We start from the raw sequence: 16,097 nt of genomic DNA, 5'->3' as shown, positions 1-16,097 counted from the left end.
GCCGCCGGCAGGGCCGTACGGCTGACGAGGGCGCTGGAGAACTGGTCAACGACCTGTGCGAGGGCCTCGGCCGGGCCCGGCGCGACGGTCAGGGTGCCGTCCTCGCCCACCGCGATGTCCTTGTCGAGCGTGAACCAGCCCTGGACGATGTGCGCTGCGCCCATGGAACTGAGCACCGGGCGCAGGGCGTAGTCGATGGCCAGGACGTGTGCCGTGGTCCCGCCGGTCGCCAGCGGAAGGACGGTCTTGCCGGACAGGGCGTACTGCGGCATCAGGTCCAGCAGGGACTTCAGCAGCCCGGAGTAGGCGGCCTTGTAGACGGGCGTGCCGATCACGACGCCGTCGGCGCGGTCGAACAGGCCGGTCGCCTCGACGATCGCCGGGTGCCGGAAGTCGGCGCCGAGCAGCGCCTCGGCGGGGATGGTGCGGACATCAAGGGGGATCACCTCGTGCCCCTGGGCCGTGAGCCGCGCATCCAAGTGGCGTAGAAGGCGGGCGGTACGGGAGGTGGCGGAGGGGCTTCCGGAGACGGACAGGACGGTGGCCATGGCGGACCCTTCGGGGGCGTGAGATTTCTTCGTGGGGGTGCGGGGGCCGCCTACGGCGGCGTACCGCGGCCCCGCATCCAGGGACGGCTACTTGTTGGTCTTCGGCAGGCCGGGAGGATTGATGTCCGACTTGGTCACGGCCTCGTTGGACAGGCCCCAGCGCTTCAGCACCTTGGCGTATGTGCCGTTGCGGATGATCTCGTTGAGTGCGTCGGCGAGCGGCTTGGCCAGGCCGCTGTCCTTCTTGGTGGTGGCCGCGATGAGGCCCTGGAGGGTGGCGCCTGCGCCGGAGTAGGTGCCGACGACCTCGGTCTTCCCGGTGGTGGCCGCGTGGTAGGCGGCGGTCGGGTTGGGGCCGAGGTAGAGGTCGATCCGGCCGGACTGGAGGGCGAGGTAGGTGTCGCTGTCGTTCTGGTATCACCGAGTTCCCGCAGCAGGGGCTTCACCCTCGGGTCTCCGACGGTGACATGAGGGGCCGTCAGTTCTGGTGCGGACGTCATACGTTCACCGCCGCCAGGTTCTGCGTGCCGCGGGCCGCCCGCTCGGCGTCGCGCTTGGCGACCTCCTCGCGGACGATCGGGATCACGTATCGGCCGAAGTCGATCGCGTCGCCCAGCAGGTCGTAGCCGCGGGCGGAGAGGATGTCGACGCCGAGGTCGTAGTAGTCCAACAGTGCCTGGGCGACCGTCTCCGGGGTGCCGACCAGGGCGTTGGAGTTGCCCGCGCCTCCGGTGGCGGCGGCCGTCGGGGTCCACAGGGCGCGGTCGTAGCGGTCCCCCGCCTCGGCGATGGCGATGAGCCGCTGTGAGCCGGTGTTCTGCGGCGTGGCATGCCCATTGTGGCGCTTGGTGATCGCCTCGCCCTTGTCCTTGCGGGCCTTGATCGCACCGACCGTGCGGTGGGCCTTCTCCCAGGCCAGCTCCTCCGTGGGGGCGATGATCGGGCGGAACGCCACCTGGATGCGGGGCAGCTCGGTGCGGCCTGCGGCCTTCGCGGCGGCTTTCACGTTCTCGATCTGTTCGGCGGTCTTGGCCAGGGGCTCGCCCCACAGGCAGTAGATGTCGGCCTCGGCGCCCCCGGCGGCGTATGCGGCGGGCGACGAGCCGCCGAACGACACTTTCGGGCGGGGCTGTTGGACCGGGAAGACGTCGCTGACGAAGTCGTGGAAGCGGTAGTGCTCGCCCTCGTGGTCGAAGGGCTCGTGGGTGGTCCAGATCTTCTTGACGATCCGGATGTACTCGCGGGTGCGGGCGTAGCGCTCGTCCTTGGTGAGGGTGTCGCCCTCACGGCCCTGTTCGTGGTCGTTGCCGCCGGTGATGAAGTGCACGGTCAGCCGGCCCTCGCTGATCTGGTCGAGGGTGGCGAAGGTCTTGGCGGCGAAGGTCGGGTACGAGACGTTGGGCCGATGCGCGAGGAGGATCTGGAGGCGGTCCAGCCTGCTCGCGATGTAGGCGGCAGCCGGAGCGGGGTCCGGAGACCCGGAGCCGTAGGCGAACAGCACGCGGTCCCAGCCGTGGTCCTCGTGCGCCCGGGCGAGCCGGAGCGTGTACTCCTTGTCGAAGGCTGCGCCGGAGCGCGGGGTGGTCTCTGAGCCGTCGTTGGTGGCGGCGATGCCAAGGAACTCCACGGGCATGGGAGATGGCCTTTCCTCAAGTCCTCTGGGGCCGTGCCGCTCTGTGGGCAGCACGCGGCCAGGGCGAAGCAGCCCTCGGTGCGGCCGTGTGTGACGACGCTTCAAGGTGCTGGGAACCAGGTAGTGAGCAGGTGTGATGACGCCAGGGCGTGGGCCTCGGGCGGGGTAGGGCGACGGCAGCGTGTGTCAGGTCTCGCAGGACCGCCCGTACGCGGGTTCAGCGCATGTTCAGCGATTGCGTACGACGGCGCTGGGAAGGGAGGAACTCGGCCCGCGACGGGGTCACCGAGGGAGGGAAGGGCCGGTCAGACGGCCCGCTGCCCGCGTCAGGCGCAACACGCGGCGGACCACACCCGACCGAAGTCGATGTGGTCACGGGTGACCAGGTGCTGCTCGGCATTCATGCGATTAATTGAGCAGTACATCTCGCTTCTCGTCAACCACGGCCCGGATGCCGGACCGGCGCCCAGCAGTTGCTGTGCGTGGTTGGCACATGCGCACGGTGCGCCCATACGATCGAGGACGGACCGGCTCCGCCGCGCTGCGGCGGCCGTACCGGCCGCGTTGAGGGACGCGGCGAACGTGATGACGCCGAAACCCAGCCACCGCCCCGTACCCGCGCTGTGTCTGCGCGGCATCCCCGAACGCGCGCCGCCGGGTGGTCACCGACGCCCGCGCCTCCCTCCCCTGGAGAACCTCCTGATGGTCTCGCCATCCGACATCACCGATTCCTCCCGCGTCTCCGCGGCCTTCCCGCCCCCAAGACACCTCAAGGGCTCCGGCAGCCAAGGCCCCGACGACGATCTGCCACGGATCGTGCCGCGCCGACACACCGGCCGCTGGCTGACCGCTGCCGCCGCGCTGCTGGTCTTCGCGATGGTGGTCAACTCCGTCGTGCGCAACCGCGCCTTCCAGTGGGATGTGGTGGGCCGGTACTTCACCACCGCCGCCGTGCTCGACGGGCTGGTGCTCACCCTGTGGCTGACCGGAGTGGTGATGGTGCTTGGCTTCCTGCTCGGCACCCCGCTGGCCGTGATGCGGCTGTCCTCCAACCCAGTGCAGCGCACGCTGAGTTGGGTATACGTGTGGATCTTCCGGTCCACTCCGCTCCTGGTGCAGCTGCTGTTCTGGTTCAACATCGGCGCCCTCTATCCGACGCTCGGCCTCGGCATCCCCTTCGGGCCTCAGTTCGTCACGGTCACGACGGTCAACCTGCTCGGCCCCACCCTCACCGCCGTCATCGGCCTGACCCTGCACGAAGCGGCCTACGCCGCCGAGGTGGTGCGCGGCGGCATCCTCTCCGTCGACTCCGGCCAGACGGAGGCCGCCCAGGCTCTCGGCATCGACAGGCGGCGCACCCTGCGCGGGATCGTCATCCCGCAGGCGATGCGCTCCATCGCCCCGACCGCAGGGAACATGCTGATCGGCACCCTGAAGGGCACCAGCATCGTCAGTGTGCTGGCCGTGCACGACCTGCTGTACTCGGTGCAGCAGGTCTACAACCAGACCTACCAGGTCATCCCGCTGCTGATGGTGACCACCCTCTGGTACATCGCCGTCACGACCGTGCTCAGCGCGGGGCAGTTCCACGTCGAGCGCCACTACGCCCGCGGCTCCTCTCGCACGCTGCCGCCCACGCCTCTGCAAAGGTTCAGGGTCCGTCTGGCCGCACTTCGTGCCCGGCTGGCCAGGGCGACCGCGCCCGACGCCCGCCCGGCGGTCGACGGTGGCCGGTGAGCCCACCCACGGTGTTGCGTTCCCTGCATTTCCTATCGATTCACTAGGAAAGCATTGACGATCCGCCCAACGGGTGCGCAGGATGATGCACATGGCCCACACGCAGCAGCGACTCGTTCGTCGTCGGCATGTCGACTTTGGTCACGCCGTCAGCGCCGCCTGCTGTCGCGTGTGAGGCACGCGGTCACACGTTGCGCGTGCCGTTCCGCTCCTTCTCTCTCATCCCAGGTCATCGGGCGCGCGCCCATCCGCAGCGCCTGATGGCTCGACGTACTCCTTGAAGGACGACCGCCATGACCACGGCACTTCCGGCCCAGGCCACTCCATCGGACTCGCTACTTCCCGACATGCGCCATCTCCGCCTCGTGGGCGACACCGCTCAGGAAGGCGACGAGGGAAACGGTTCCGCTCCGCTCGTCGGTTACCTCGTGCTCGTCCCCGAGGGAACCGACCCCGCCCAGCTCTTCGCCAAGGACGTGGCGCGACCGGAGATCCGGCCGGTCGCCCTCACGGACTCGCCTCCCGTGCAGCAGACGGGAGGCGGTGTCATCCACATCGATCCCGCGCGACATGTAGCAGAGTTGGACGGGTGCGAACTCGACCTCACCTACCTGGAGTTCGGGCTGCTGGCCCATCTCGTACAGCAACCCCACCAGGTGCATTCGCGCGAGCAGTTGATGGCCGGCATCTGGGGCTACGACCACATCGGCGACGGCCGCACCGTGGATGTCCACATCGCGCGCCTGCGCCGCAAGCTCGGCACGGCTCACCGGCACCGGATCGTCACCGTACGGCGCGTGGGCTACAAGTACGTGCCCGACCGGCAAGAGAGCCCCAGCCAAGCGAGCCCCAACACCGCATCCTGCCGCCGACCTTGAGGAGACCACCACCATGGGCATTGCCGCTGCGCCGTCCGGCCCCGCCTCGGGTTCCGTCCGGACCGGGCCCGGCCGTGCGCACTGGCTGCGCGTGGCCCGCGAGACGGCGGACGACCTAGCCACGGACGCGGCGGCCAGGGAGCAGGCAGGCAAGGCCCCGTTCGACGAGGCGTCCCGGCTGCGTGAGTCAGGACTGCTGACTCTTCTCGTACCGGCCGGGCTCGGGGGAGGCGGCGCGGACTGGCCCACGGCCTACGCCGTCGTCCGGGAAATCGCCGCCGCCGACTCTGCGATCGGTCAACTCCTGGGCTGTCACTACTTCCTGTCGTGGAGCGCCCGGTTCTTCGCCGAGCCCTCTCTCGCCGCTCAGGTCGAGCGGCAGTCCGCGGCGGAGCAGTGGTGCTGGGGTGGTGGTTTCGCCCGCCAGGAACCACCTCTGACGCTGGCCAGGACAGCCGCCGGCTTCGTGCTCGACGGTCGGCAGAGCTACACAACCGGGCTCCTGGTCGCCGACCGCCTCGCCGTGCGGGCCGTACGGGCCGACACCGGAGAACCCCTCGCCGTCGTCGTCAATCCCGCCCATCACGGGGTGGGGATCGACGGCGACGCCGACACTTTCGGTCAGCGGCTCGCGGCTGGCGGGAGCGTGGAGTTCGACGGTGTACCGGTCGCCGCCGCCGACGTACTCGGCTCCCTGTCCGCGGACGAGGATGTCCTGTCGCCCCTGGCTGCTCTGGCATCGCCAGTCGGGCGTCTCCTCTCCGTCCAGCTCCGTCTCGGCATGGCCGAGGGAGTGCTCGCCGAAGCCCGCGAGTACAGCAGGGCGGCCCATTCCCTCTGGCACCCGGACCGGCCGGCTGGTTTCCCCCAGGACCCGCAGGTGCTGACCGCCTACGGCGAACTCACCGTCCTCACCCGCTCCGCGTCCGCGCTCGCCGCTCAAGCACGGGAAGCCGTGCACGGCGGGCTGGCACGCGGCGAAGACCTCACCTACGACGAACACGCGGAGATCTCTGTCCTCGTGGCCATGGCCGAAGCTGCCGCCTCCAGGGCCGCACAGGAGTCGACCACCCGCGCCCTCGACATCATCGGCACGCGATCCGCGTCCTCGCGGCTGGGCTTCGACCGCTTCTGGCGAAATGCACGGACCCACACCTTGTACGAGCCCGTCGCTCACCGGCTCCGCGATGTCGGGGACTACTTCCTCACCGGTGCGCACCCTCCGTTCATCCTGCCCGTCTGACTGTGCGATGCCGCTCGAACTTCCCGGCGGCTCGGCACGGGCGATGTTCGCCATGAAACTCGGCATCCAGGCAATTGTGAACGCCATACTTCACTCACATGTCGAGCTGTTCAGAATATGAGATGTCCGCGCAGGCTACATTGACTTGGCCGGATTCCGCTGCAACTCTCATGAATGTGAGCAAGTCCGAGAACCTCGCCGCGCGCCTGCACGTCGATCTGCGACGTCAGGCCAGCGCCATCTGTGCCGTCGGCCGCTGAACGCGCTGACGGGCGCCGCTCTCCCGCTCCACTTTCACAGTCGCACCACGACCGTTTTCGGCGTAGACGACTGATTCCTGGCAGGCATTCCTGATGGGTCCCTTTCCCCTTTCAGCGCCCGCCTTAGTTGCGCCCAATTGTCGAGCGCCCCCTCAGTTATGGCTTCTTCATGCCATCGATTCCGCCTCAGTCCCCATTCGTGTGAACAGGACCTTTCCATGGCCACTACGGCATCGACCCGACGCCAGTTCCTCTCCCTGCTCGGTCTTTCTGCGGTGGCCGTGAGCTGCGGCACAACCGCCGGAGCCGCTTCCGGCAAGGGCCAGACCAAGACGCTCCGGTACCAGGGCTGGGCGGGTCAGGTGACCTTGCCGGAGCTGGCCGAGGATCTCGGCTATCTGGAAGACGTGAAGCTGAGATGGGTCGGCAACACGATCAGCGGGCCGCAGGACATCCAGTCCGCGGCCACGGGCCAGGTCGACTTCGGCGGCGCGTTCAACGGCGCGGTCGTCAAACTGGCCGCGAACAACGCCCCCATCAAGGCCGTCATCAGCTACTACGGCTCCGACAAGTACGCCTACAACGGCTTCTACGTCCTCAAGGACAGCCCGATCCGCTCGGCCCGCGACCTGATCGGAAAGAAGGTGGGGATGAACACCCTCGGGGCCCACTCCGAGGCCATGCTCGACATCTATCTGCAGCGAGGCGGCCTGTCCCGGGCGGAGACCGCAAAGGTGGAGCCACTCGTGGTTCCACCGGTCAACACCGAGCAGACGTTGCAGCAGAAGCAGATCGATGTGGCCGTCCTCGGGGGCATTCTGCGCGACAAGGCCCTGGCAGCCGGGGGCATCCGCCCGCTGTTCACCGACTATGAGCTTCTCGGCGCGTTCAGCGCAGGCACCTACGTCATGACGGACCGCTTCCTGAAGCAGAACCCCGACACGGCCCGGATCTTCGTCACCGCCGTGGGACGGGCCATCGAGTGGTCCCGTTCCACTCCGCGCGAAGAGGTCATCGCCCGGATGACGGACATCGTGAAGAAGCGCGGCCGCAATGAGGACACCGCACCCCTGAGGTACTGGCGGTCCTACGGCGTCGCCGAGAAGGCGGGCCTGATCACCGGCAAGGAATTCCAGCTGTGGATCGACTGGCTGGCCGACCGCGGTGACATCAAGAAGGGCCAGGTCACGTCGTCGGACCTCTACACCAACGCGTTCAACGGCAACGAGAAGTCCTCCTCTACTGCGAAGAGCGGGAGCTGATCCCATGCCGGAATCCACTACGCCACCCACCACACCCAAGATCGTGTTCGAGGACGTACGGAAGGACTTCACCGTCAAGGACCGGACGGGGGCTCGACAGGCGCCCCGGTTCACCGCCCTGGACGGCATCGATCTGGAGATAGCAGCCGGCGAGTTCGTCGTCCTGGTCGGCCCCAGCGGCTGCGGGAAGTCGACGCTGCTGGATCTGCTCGGCGGCCTCACCCAGCCCACCGGCGGACGGATCCTGTTGGACGGCGAACCCGTCACCGGCCCGGGCCTGGACCGGGGCATCGTGTTCCAGCAGTACGCGCTGCTGCCGTGGCGCACGGCGCAGGGCAATGTCGAGTTCGGCCTGGAGGCCACCGGCGTCCGTCGACGTCAACGTGCCTCACGGGCCAGGGACTTCCTGGATCTGGTCGGCCTGGCCGGGTTCGAGGACCGCCATCCGCACGAGCTGTCGGGCGGGATGCGGCAGCGGGTGGCGATCGCCCGCAGCCTCGCCTACGACCCCGATGTGCTGCTGATGGACGAGCCGTTCGCCGCGCTGGACGCCCAGACCCGGGAGTCGCTGCAGGACGAACTGCTGCGCATCTGGCAGCGCACCGGCAAGACCGTCGTCTTCATCACGCACGGTATCGACGAAGCCGTCTACCTGGGACAGCGGGTCGCCGTCATGACGTCGCGGCCGGGCCGCATCAAGCAGATCGTGCCGGTCGCCTTCGGCTCCCGTACGGCGACAGAAGACCTCCGCTCCAGTCCCGAGTTCGCGCGCCACCGGCACGAGATCTGGTCGCTGCTGCACGACGAGGTGGCCAGGGCCCAGCAGTTGGAGAAGGAGGAGGCTTCCGTATGAGCCCCACAACCGGAACGGCCACCGAGAAGACCACGACGCCGGACTCCGTGAGCACCACCGAGCCCGCCCCGGCCCCTTCCGCTGCCAGATCCGCTGCTACGTCCGCTGCGTCCGCGCCAGACGACGCCTCGCCGTCGGGGGTGCGCCAACTCCGCTCCACGGCGGCCCCGGTCCGCCGGGCCGTCCGCCGACTGCCCTACCTGCTGGTTAAGGGGGTGACCAAGTCCGTTGCGGTCGTGGCTCTGCTGCTGCTGTGGGAGACCGCGCCGCGACTGGGTCTGGTCGACCGGACCTTCCTGCCGCCGTTCAGCGAGGTCGCCCACGCCTGGTGGGGGCTGGCCGCCGACGGCCAGCTCGCCGACAACACCCGCGCCAGCCTGGTGCGCTCGTTCAGCGGATTCGGTCTCGCCGTGGCCCTCGCCGTGCCGCTCGGCCTGCTGATCGGCTGGTACCGGCCGGTCGCCGACCTCCTCGGACCGCTGCTGGAGGTGTTCCGCAACACCGCCGCCCTGGCCCTGCTGCCGGTGTTCGTCCTGCTGCTGGGCATCGGCGAGACCTCGAAGATCTCCATCGTGGTGTACGCGTGCACCTGGCCGATCCTGCTCAACACCATCAGCGCGGTCCGCAACGTCGACCCGACCCTGCTGAAACTCGCCAAGTCGATGGCTCTGCCCACCCCCCGGTTGTTCCAGAAGGTCATCCTGCCGTCCGCGGTGCCGGTCATGTTCACCGGCATCCGGTTGGCCGGAGCGGTGTCCATTCTGGTGCTGGTCGCCGCCGAGATGATCGGTGCCAAGGCAGGACTCGGCTATCTGATCAACGCCTCGCAGTACAACTTCGCGATCCCGCAGATGTACGCGGGCATCATCACGATCTCCGCCATCGGCGTGGCCTTCAACCAGTTCCTGGTGGCCGTGGAACGGCGGCTCAGCTCCTGGCGCGTACCGGCCGACGGCTGACCTCGGCCACGTTCTCCTCTCACTGCCTCCCCGGTCTGTCGCCCTACTCGTCCCCTGCCCCGTTGGTCTCACTGCCCCCGATCCGAGGAACGCCATGCCCGCGACCAGCCCACGTCGGCTGCACCTCAACGCCTTCCTGATGAACGCCGGCCACCACGACGCCGCCTGGCGCCACCCACGCACCCAGCCCGAACGCGTCACCGACCTGCGCTACTTCCAGCAGCTCGCGCAGACCGCCGAGCGCGGCCTGCTCGACTCCGTCTTCCTCGCCGACGGCCTCGCCCTGTGGGGGAAGGTCCGGCACAACGCGCTCGGCGGCTTCGAACCCCTCACCCTGCTGTCCGCCCTGGCGGCGGTCACCCAGCACGTCGGCCTGATCGCCACCGTCTCCACCACCTTCAACGAACCCTTCCACACCGCCCGCAAGTTCGCCTCCCTGGACCACATCAGCGGCGGCCGGGCCGGATGGAACATCGTCACCTCCGGCACCGTGAACGAGGCCCGCAACTTCGGGCAGGACGAGCACCTGGAGCACCGGCTGCGCTACGAGCGGGCACGGGAGTTCGTCGAGGTCGCCACCAAGCTGTGGGACAGCTGGGAGGACGACGCGATCCTGCTCGACCGTGAGCGCGGCATCTACGCCGACACCGACAAGGTGCGGGAGATCAACCACCGCGGGGAGTACTTCGGGGTGCAGGGCCCGCTGAACGTACCGCGCACCCCGCAGGGATATCCACTGCTGGTGCAGGCCGGTTCGTCGGAGGACGGCAAGGAGTTCGCCGCCCAGTACGCCGAGGCCGTCTTCACCGCCCAGCAGACCCTCGCCGACGGCCAAGCCTTCTACAAGGACCTCAAGTCGCGGCTCGCCCGCTACGGCCGTACCGAGGACCAGCTGCTGGTGCTCCCCGGCATCGCCCCCGTCATCGGCTCGACGGAGGCCGAGGCCCGCGCGCTGGAACAGGAGCTGACGGAACTCCAGGTGCCCGAGTACGGGCTCGCCCAGCTGTCCGGGATGCTCGGCACCGACCTGACCGGGCTGCCGCTGGACGGGCCCCTGCCCGAGCTGCCCGAGGAGCGGGACATCAACGGCAACAAGAGCCGCTTCACGCTCGTCGCCGAACTCGCCCGCCGCGACGGCCTCACCCTGGGCGAGCTCATTGCCCGGCTCGGCTCTGGTCGTGGTCACCGGGTGTTCGCCGGCACCCCGGAGCAGATAGCCGACCAGCTCCAGGAGTGGTTCATCCAGGGTGCCGCAGACGGCTTCAACATCATGCCGCCGCATCTGCCGGGCGGTCTGGAGGACTTCGTCGACCATGTCGTGCCGATACTGCAGCGGCGCGGCCTGTTCCGCACCGAGTACACCGGCCGCACCCTGCGAGAGCATTACGGCCTGGCCCGCCCCGCCAACCGGCTGACCGCGCCGGCGGTAGGAGAAGGACAGCCCGTATGAGCGAGCTGGACCTCACCACGGACGTCCTGGTGGTCGGCGGCGGCCCCGCAGCCACCTGGGCCGCGCTCAAGGCGGCCCAGGACGGCGCGGACGTCGTCCTGGCCGACAAGGGCTACTGCGGCACCAGCGGCGCCACCGCCTCCGCCGGAACCGGCGTCTGGTACGTCCCCCCGGAACCCGCCGCGCGCGAGGCGGCCATGGCGAGCAGGGAGGCCCTGGGCGGCTACCTGGCTGACCGGCGCTGGATGACCCGGGTCCTGGACCAGACGTATGCGGGCGTGAACGAGCTGGCGGCAGCCGGACGCTACCCCTTCCCCACCGGGCCGGACGGACAGCAGCTCAGGAACGGGCTGCAGGGACCGGAGTACATGCGCAGGATGCGCATCCGCGTCCAGCGGGCCGGGGCCCGCGTCCTCGACCACAGCCCGGTCACCGAACTACTCACCGACCCCTCCGGAGCGGTCGCCGGGGCCAGGGGACACCGGCGCCAGGCCGGTCAGCCCTACCGGGTGCGCGCCGGGGCGGTCGTCCTGACCACCGGCGGCTGCGCGTTCCTCAGCGGCGCGCTTGGCTGCAACGTCAACACCGGCGACGGCGCGCTGTTCGCCGCCGAGGTGGGCGCGGAGCTGTCCGGGATGGAGTTCTCCAACGCGTACGGCATCGCGCCCGAGGGCACCTCCGTCACCAAGACCGCGTTCTACTCCTTCGCGACCTTCTACCACGAGGACGGAACCGTCCTGGAGGGCGCGGCGAGCCAGGGCGGCCGGTCCGTCATCGCGAAGGCGCTGCTCAGCGAGAAGGTGTACTGCCGCCTCGACCGGGCGGACGCGGCGGCCCGGCGGGCTATGCGGCTGGCCCAGCCGAACTTCTTCCTCACCTTCGACCGGCTCGGCATCGACCCCTTCACCCAGCGCTTCGCCGTCACGCTCCTCGCCGAGGGCACCGTGCGGGGCACCGGCGGCATCCGCATCGCGGGCGACGACTGCTCCACCACCGTCCCCGGGCTGTACGCGGCCGGGGACGCGGCGACCCGTGAGCTGATCTGCGGCGGCTTCACCGGTGGCGGCAGCCACAACGCGGCCTGGGCCATCTCCTCCGGCAGCTGGGCCGGCCGGGGCGCAGCCCGCCATGCCCGCTCACTCGGCGTCCGTGCCGGTACGAGGCGCCTGGTGGCCGCGGGCGGAGCCGGGCTCCGGCCCACCGGCACCCCGGGCTCCGCCGACGGCTTCCGGAACGTCATCGCCGCGGTTCAGGGCGAGGTGCTGCCGTACGAGAAGAACTACCTGCGCCGAGGCGACCGGCTCACTGCCTCTCTGGAGGCACTCGACAGCGTGTGGAAGGAGGCGCGCGCCTCCTTGCACGCCGAGGGCGGAGACACCGTACGGGCCCGGCAGGCGGCGGCGATGGCGGCGCACGCCCGCTGGATGTACGCCTCCGCGCTGGCGCGCACGGAGACCCGAGGCATGGCCAAGCGGCTCGACTTCCCCGCGCAGGACCCCGGACAACACCACCACATCGTCACGGGCGGCCTCGACCGGGTGTGGACCCGCACCGAGCCCCTGACAACCGCCCCGTCGGCATCAGCGGCACCAGCCGCACCCTTGGAGGTGGCCTCGTGATCGAACTGGTCTCGGCGGAACGCTGCATCACCTGCGACAAGTGCATCAAGGTCTGCCCGACCAACGTCTTCGACCGCGGCGAGGACGGCATCCCCGTGCTCGCGCGCCGCGACGACTGCCAGACCTGCTTCCAGTGCGAGGCCCACTGCCCGGCCGACGCACTGTACGTCGCACCCATGACCCGCCCGCTACCCGACGACTCCACAGCCCGCGACGAGGAGCACCTGGACCGTACCGGCCTGCTCGGCAGCTACCGCCGGCACATCGGCTGGGGACGAGGCCGCACCCCCGGCACGCTGCGGGCCGTCGGCCCTCCCCTCGGACCACCGGGGTCCAAAGGACCGTCCCTGCCCATCACCTCCTGAAAGGAACACCCGCACATGACCACCGGCACCGGCTTCGACATCCGCAGGATCGGCGGCCGTATCGGCGCCGAGATCCTCGGCGTGGATCTCTCCGCCGACCTCGACCCCGCCGTCGTCACCGAGATCAACTCCGCCCTCCTGGAACACAAGGCGCTCGTCTTCCGCGACCAGAACCTCGACGACGCGGGCCAGCTCCGCTTCGCCTCCCTCTTCGGCGAGCTCACCACCGCGCACCCCACCGTTCCCTCCGTCGACGGCCAGCCCCACATCCTGCCCGTCGACGGCGACGAGGGCATCCGCGCCAACCAGTGGCACACCGACGTCACCTTCGTCCCTACACCCCCGAAGGCATCCACGCTGCGCAGCATCGTGGTCCCGCCCTACGGCGGCAACACCCTCATCGCCAACGCGGCCGCCGCCTACCGTGACCTGCCCGAACCGCTGCGCGAGCTGGCCGACAAGCTGTGGGCGGTGCACACCAACGACTACGACTACGCCGCCCCGAAGAGCGAGAAGGCCGCCGAGCACCGCAGGCGCTTCGTCTCCCGGAAGTACCGCACCGCTCACCCCGTCGTCCGCATCCACCCCGAGACCGGGGAGCGCGGGCTGTTCATCGGCGGCTTCGCCCAGAGCATCGTCGGCCTCGGCCCCTCCGACTCCCGCGACCTGCTGCGCATCTTCCAGTCGTACGTCACCCGCCCCGAGAACATCGTGCGCGTGGCCTGGACGCCCGGTGACCTCGTCCTGTTCGACAACCGCATCACCCAGCACTACGCCCCCGACGACTACGGCGACCTCCCGCGCCTGCTGCACCGGGTGACCGTCGCCGGCGACGTCCCCTCCGGTGTCGACGGCACCCTCAGCCACGTCATCGAGGGCGACAACGCCGCCCACTACACCCCCGCCGCAGCCTGACCCCACGGCCGCCGGGCAAGGGACACTCCCCTGCCCGGGGGCCCGCCCGCAACGGACACCGACCGAAGCCGTACGGGATACTGGGCACATGCGGATCTCAGCCAGAGCGGACTACGCGGTACGTGCCGCACTGCAGCTCGCCGCGTCACGGGATGACGCCCCACTGAAAGCCGAGGCCATCGCCACCTCCCAGGACATCCCGCACAAATTCCTCGAAAGCATCCTGAACGACATGCGCCGGGGCGGCCTCGTGCTCAGCCAGCGCGGCGGCAACGGAGGTTACCGGCTGGCCAAGCCCGCCGAGTCCATCAGCATCGCCGACGTCATCCGCACCGTGGACGGACCACTGGTCTCGGTGCGCGGCGTCCGCCCCCCAGAGCTGTCCTACACCGGCCCTGCCGAGTCACTGCTCCCCCTGTGGATCGCGTTGCGGTCGAACGTGCGCGAGATCCTGGAGGGCGTGTCGCTCGCCGACGTCGCGTCGGCCCAACTGCCCGCTGATGTATCAGCGTTGACCAACACCCCCAGCGCCTGGGTAAACCCCTGACACGCTGGGCCATTCACCGTTGATCTCAAAAACCGAGATCGCTACGTCCAGCATGCGAACTGCCCCTTGGTGCGGAGGCCCCCCTCTGCCACGATCCCTAGCAACCAGGTAGGAAAACTAGGGATCTGTGGGGGTGGCCATGCGAACGCTCGACCGCACAGGCCGGATGCTGCCCCTTCTGACCTCGCGCCGTCACATCGACCTCGGCCGTACGTCCAGCGCCATCTGTCGGCCCCTCTGACGCCACAGAACCTGACTCTCTCCGCACCAGCGCTGCCTGCCCGTCGCCCGCTTCTGCCGGCGGATCGGACACCCTCGGCTGACTACGCCCCCACGTTCCGCTTCTCAGCCCGCGACAGCATGCCTGCCGCAGACGGCCGAGGAGTGGGGTGTCGATGCGTACCGAGAAGCAGTACGCCCCGCATTGTCGTACCTCCCTGATCGCCCATCCCCTGAGAGGACACCTCCGTGTCTGCCGCAAGACCGCTCATCGCCCTGCGTACCCTCGCCGTCATAGCCGCGCTCCCCGTCCTGCTCACCGCCTGCGGCTACGGTTCCAAGGCCACCGACGACAGCAAGCAGACCGCGGTCGCGGCAGGCGCCAAGAAGCTCTCCGCCGACGAGGTGAAGATCGGCTACTTCCCCAACCTCACGCACGCCACCGCTCTGGTGGGCGTCCAGGAGGGTCTGTTCCAGAAGGAGCTCGGCAGCACCAAGATCAAGGCGTCGACCTTCAACGCCGGCCCCTCCGAGATCGAGGCGCTGAACGCCGGCTCCATCGACATCGGCTGGATCGGCCCCTCCCCCTCCATCAACGGCTACACCAAGTCCAACGGCAAGAACCTGCGCATCATCGGCGGTTCCGCCTCCGGCGGCGTGAAGCTCGTCGTCAACCCGACGAAGATCAAGTCCCTGAACGACCTCAAGGGCAAGAAGATCGCGACCCCACAGCTCGGCAACACCCAGGACGTCGCGTTCCTCAACTGGCTCGCGGATAAGGGCTGGAAGGTCGACCCGCAGAGCGGCAAGGGCGACGTCTCCGTCGTCCGCACGGACAACAAGATCACCCCGGATGCCTACAAGTCCGGTTCCATCGACGGCGCCTGGGTGCCGGAACCGACCGCCTCCAAGCTGGTCGCCGACGGCGCGAAGGTACTGCTCGACGAATCGACCCTGTGGCCCGACAAGAAGTTCGTGATCACGAACATCATCGTGTCGCAGAAGTTCCTCAAGGAGCACCCCGACGTCGTCGAGGCCGTGCTGCGCGGCTCCGTGAAGACCAACGCGTGGATCAACGCCAACCCGGACAAGGCGAAGGCATCCGCCAACGCGGCACTGGAGAAGCTGGCGGGCAAGGCACTGCCCGACAAGGTCACCGACCCGGCCTGGAAGTCCATCACCTTCCTCGACGACCCGCTGGCCTCCACCCTGAACACCGAGGCCGAGCACGCGGTCAATGCCGGCCTGCTGGAGAAGCCCGACCTGAAGGGCATCTACGACCTCACGCTCCTCAACAAGGTCCTCAAGGCCGCCGGCAAGGACGAGGTCGACGACGCCGGTCTCGGCGCCCAGTAGCGACGATCGGACCCCATGAGCACCCAGGAGGTGACGACCATGGCCACCACGATCGCCAAGGCTGCCCACAACGCCACGGCGGTGACGCTCGCCGCCCGTATCGAGCACGTCTCGAAGTCCTTCCCCGCCCCGGGCACGCCCGGCGGATCGCAACTCGTGCTGGACGACATCACGCTCGACGTCGCACCGGGCGAGTTCGTCACCTCCTGGGAGCCTCGGGCTGCGGCAAGTCCACCCGTCGGAGCGAGCACGC

General features: G+C 69.2%; 15 protein-coding genes and 2 pseudogenes. 14 read left to right on the top strand and 3 right to left on the bottom strand.

Going from position 1 to position 16,097, the window contains the following annotated elements; all coding sequences use genetic code 11:
* From ssuE to ACWEN3_RS05885, 3 genes and pseudogenes are all read right to left on the bottom strand, one after another.
* Nucleotides 1-548, bottom strand: a 548-nt coding sequence (gene ssuE / locus ACWEN3_RS05895) for an NADPH-dependent FMN reductase (protein ID WP_452966154.1), incomplete at its 3' end; no start/stop codon positions are given.
* A gap of 87 nt (nt 549-635) precedes the next feature.
* Nucleotides 636-965, bottom strand: a pseudogene (locus ACWEN3_RS05890) (ABC transporter substrate-binding protein); the annotation flags it as partial.
* 79 nt (nt 966-1,044) lie between these two features.
* Nucleotides 1,045-2,181 carry an LLM class flavin-dependent oxidoreductase gene (locus tag ACWEN3_RS05885; RefSeq protein WP_452966151.1) on the bottom strand — a complete coding sequence of 379 codons (1,137 nt, stop codon included), beginning with the start codon at nt 2,179-2,181 and terminating at the stop codon, nt 1,045-1,047.
* Nucleotides 2,182-2,883: 702 nt separating this feature from the next.
* Between ACWEN3_RS05885 and ACWEN3_RS05880 the strand changes: the two genes are divergently transcribed.
* The 14 genes and pseudogenes from ACWEN3_RS05880 to ACWEN3_RS05815 all read left to right on the top strand — a co-directional run.
* Nucleotides 2,884-3,918 carry an amino acid ABC transporter permease gene (locus ACWEN3_RS05880; RefSeq protein WP_452966148.1) on the top strand — a complete coding sequence of 345 codons (1,035 nt, stop codon included), beginning with the start codon at nt 2,884-2,886 and terminating at the stop codon, nt 3,916-3,918.
* A 293-nt stretch (nt 3,919-4,211) separates the two neighbouring features.
* Complete coding sequence (locus ACWEN3_RS05875; RefSeq protein ID WP_452966146.1) at nt 4,212-4,796, top strand: winged helix-turn-helix domain-containing protein; 585 nt, start codon at nt 4,212-4,214, stop codon at nt 4,794-4,796.
* Nucleotides 4,797-4,809: 13 nt separating this feature from the next.
* Complete coding sequence (locus tag ACWEN3_RS05870; protein WP_452966143.1) at nt 4,810-6,039, top strand: acyl-CoA dehydrogenase family protein; 1,230 nt, start codon at nt 4,810-4,812, stop codon at nt 6,037-6,039.
* A 478-nt stretch (nt 6,040-6,517) separates the two neighbouring features.
* Nucleotides 6,518-7,561: an ABC transporter substrate-binding protein gene (locus tag ACWEN3_RS05865; protein WP_452966141.1), complete on the top strand. Its 1,044-nt coding sequence runs from the start codon at nt 6,518-6,520 to the stop codon at nt 7,559-7,561.
* Between the two features lie 4 nt (nt 7,562-7,565).
* Nucleotides 7,566-8,414, top strand: coding sequence for an ABC transporter ATP-binding protein (locus ACWEN3_RS05860; protein ID WP_452966138.1), 849 nt, complete (start codon nt 7,566-7,568; stop codon nt 8,412-8,414).
* Nucleotides 8,411-9,373 carry an ABC transporter permease gene (locus tag ACWEN3_RS05855; protein ID WP_452966135.1) on the top strand — a complete coding sequence of 321 codons (963 nt, stop codon included), beginning with the start codon at nt 8,411-8,413 and terminating at the stop codon, nt 9,371-9,373. The genes ACWEN3_RS05860 and ACWEN3_RS05855 overlap by 4 nt, the downstream gene beginning before the upstream one ends.
* Before the next feature lie 94 nt (nt 9,374-9,467).
* Nucleotides 9,468-10,823, top strand: coding sequence for an LLM class flavin-dependent oxidoreductase (locus tag ACWEN3_RS05850; protein ID WP_452966133.1), 1,356 nt, complete (start codon nt 9,468-9,470; stop codon nt 10,821-10,823).
* Nucleotides 10,820-12,442, top strand: a complete 1,623-nt coding sequence (locus ACWEN3_RS05845; RefSeq protein WP_452966131.1) for an FAD-dependent oxidoreductase — start codon at nt 10,820-10,822, stop codon at nt 12,440-12,442. Before ACWEN3_RS05850 ends, ACWEN3_RS05845 begins: the two co-directional genes overlap by 4 nt.
* Nucleotides 12,439-12,807 (top strand): 4Fe-4S dicluster domain-containing protein, encoded by a 369-nt coding sequence (locus ACWEN3_RS05840; protein ID WP_452966128.1) that lies wholly within the window; start codon nt 12,439-12,441, stop codon nt 12,805-12,807. The genes ACWEN3_RS05845 and ACWEN3_RS05840 overlap by 4 nt, the downstream gene beginning before the upstream one ends.
* Before the next feature lie 15 nt (nt 12,808-12,822).
* The gene (locus ACWEN3_RS05835) at nt 12,823-13,722 is read left to right on the top strand and encodes a TauD/TfdA dioxygenase family protein (RefSeq protein ID WP_452966126.1); all 900 of its coding nucleotides are present in this window, start codon (nt 12,823-12,825) and stop codon (nt 13,720-13,722) included.
* A gap of 88 nt (nt 13,723-13,810) precedes the next feature.
* Nucleotides 13,811-14,269 (top strand): RrF2 family transcriptional regulator, encoded by a 459-nt coding sequence (locus ACWEN3_RS05830; RefSeq protein ID WP_452966123.1) that lies wholly within the window; start codon nt 13,811-13,813, stop codon nt 14,267-14,269.
* Nucleotides 14,270-14,408: 139 nt separating this feature from the next.
* Nucleotides 14,409-14,510, top strand: coding sequence for a putative leader peptide (locus ACWEN3_RS05825; RefSeq protein WP_452966162.1), 102 nt, complete (start codon nt 14,409-14,411; stop codon nt 14,508-14,510).
* A 227-nt stretch (nt 14,511-14,737) separates the two neighbouring features.
* Nucleotides 14,738-15,844 (top strand): aliphatic sulfonate ABC transporter substrate-binding protein, encoded by a 1,107-nt coding sequence (locus ACWEN3_RS05820; RefSeq protein WP_452966121.1) that lies wholly within the window; start codon nt 14,738-14,740, stop codon nt 15,842-15,844.
* Nucleotides 15,845-15,859: 15 nt separating this feature from the next.
* Nucleotides 15,860-16,080: pseudogene (locus tag ACWEN3_RS05815) on the top strand (ABC transporter ATP-binding protein); the annotation flags it as partial.
* Nucleotides 16,081-16,097 lie beyond the last annotated feature (17 nt).

It is taken from the genome of Streptomyces sp. NPDC004561 (genome assembly GCF_053602155.1).
This window is presented reverse-complemented; position numbering and strand designations above follow the sequence as displayed.

What these genes read in the sequence shown, in the direction of transcription:
- ACWEN3_RS05845 (WP_452966131.1), top strand. Translation starts at nt 10,820, where the DNA reads ATGAGCGAGCTGGACCTCACCACGGACGTCCTGGTGGTCGGCGGCGGC.
- ACWEN3_RS05875 (WP_452966146.1), top strand. Translation starts at nt 4,212, where the DNA reads ATGACCACGGCACTTCCGGCCCAGGCCACTCCATCGGACTCGCTACTT.
- ACWEN3_RS05825 (WP_452966162.1), top strand. Translation starts at nt 14,409, where the DNA reads ATGCGAACGCTCGACCGCACAGGCCGGATGCTGCCCCTTCTGACCTCG.
- ACWEN3_RS05885 (WP_452966151.1), bottom strand. Translation starts at nt 2,181, where the DNA reads ATGCCCGTGGAGTTCCTTGGCATCGCCGCCACCAACGACGGCTCAGAG.
- ACWEN3_RS05860 (WP_452966138.1), top strand. Translation starts at nt 7,566, where the DNA reads ATGCCGGAATCCACTACGCCACCCACCACACCCAAGATCGTGTTCGAG.
- ACWEN3_RS05855 (WP_452966135.1), top strand. Translation starts at nt 8,411, where the DNA reads ATGAGCCCCACAACCGGAACGGCCACCGAGAAGACCACGACGCCGGAC.
- ACWEN3_RS05865 (WP_452966141.1), top strand. Translation starts at nt 6,518, where the DNA reads ATGGCCACTACGGCATCGACCCGACGCCAGTTCCTCTCCCTGCTCGGT.
- ACWEN3_RS05850 (WP_452966133.1), top strand. Translation starts at nt 9,468, where the DNA reads ATGCCCGCGACCAGCCCACGTCGGCTGCACCTCAACGCCTTCCTGATG.
- ACWEN3_RS05830 (WP_452966123.1), top strand. Translation starts at nt 13,811, where the DNA reads ATGCGGATCTCAGCCAGAGCGGACTACGCGGTACGTGCCGCACTGCAG.
- ACWEN3_RS05835 (WP_452966126.1), top strand. Translation starts at nt 12,823, where the DNA reads ATGACCACCGGCACCGGCTTCGACATCCGCAGGATCGGCGGCCGTATC.
- ACWEN3_RS05870 (WP_452966143.1), top strand. Translation starts at nt 4,810, where the DNA reads ATGGGCATTGCCGCTGCGCCGTCCGGCCCCGCCTCGGGTTCCGTCCGG.
- ACWEN3_RS05880 (WP_452966148.1), top strand. Translation starts at nt 2,884, where the DNA reads ATGGTCTCGCCATCCGACATCACCGATTCCTCCCGCGTCTCCGCGGCC.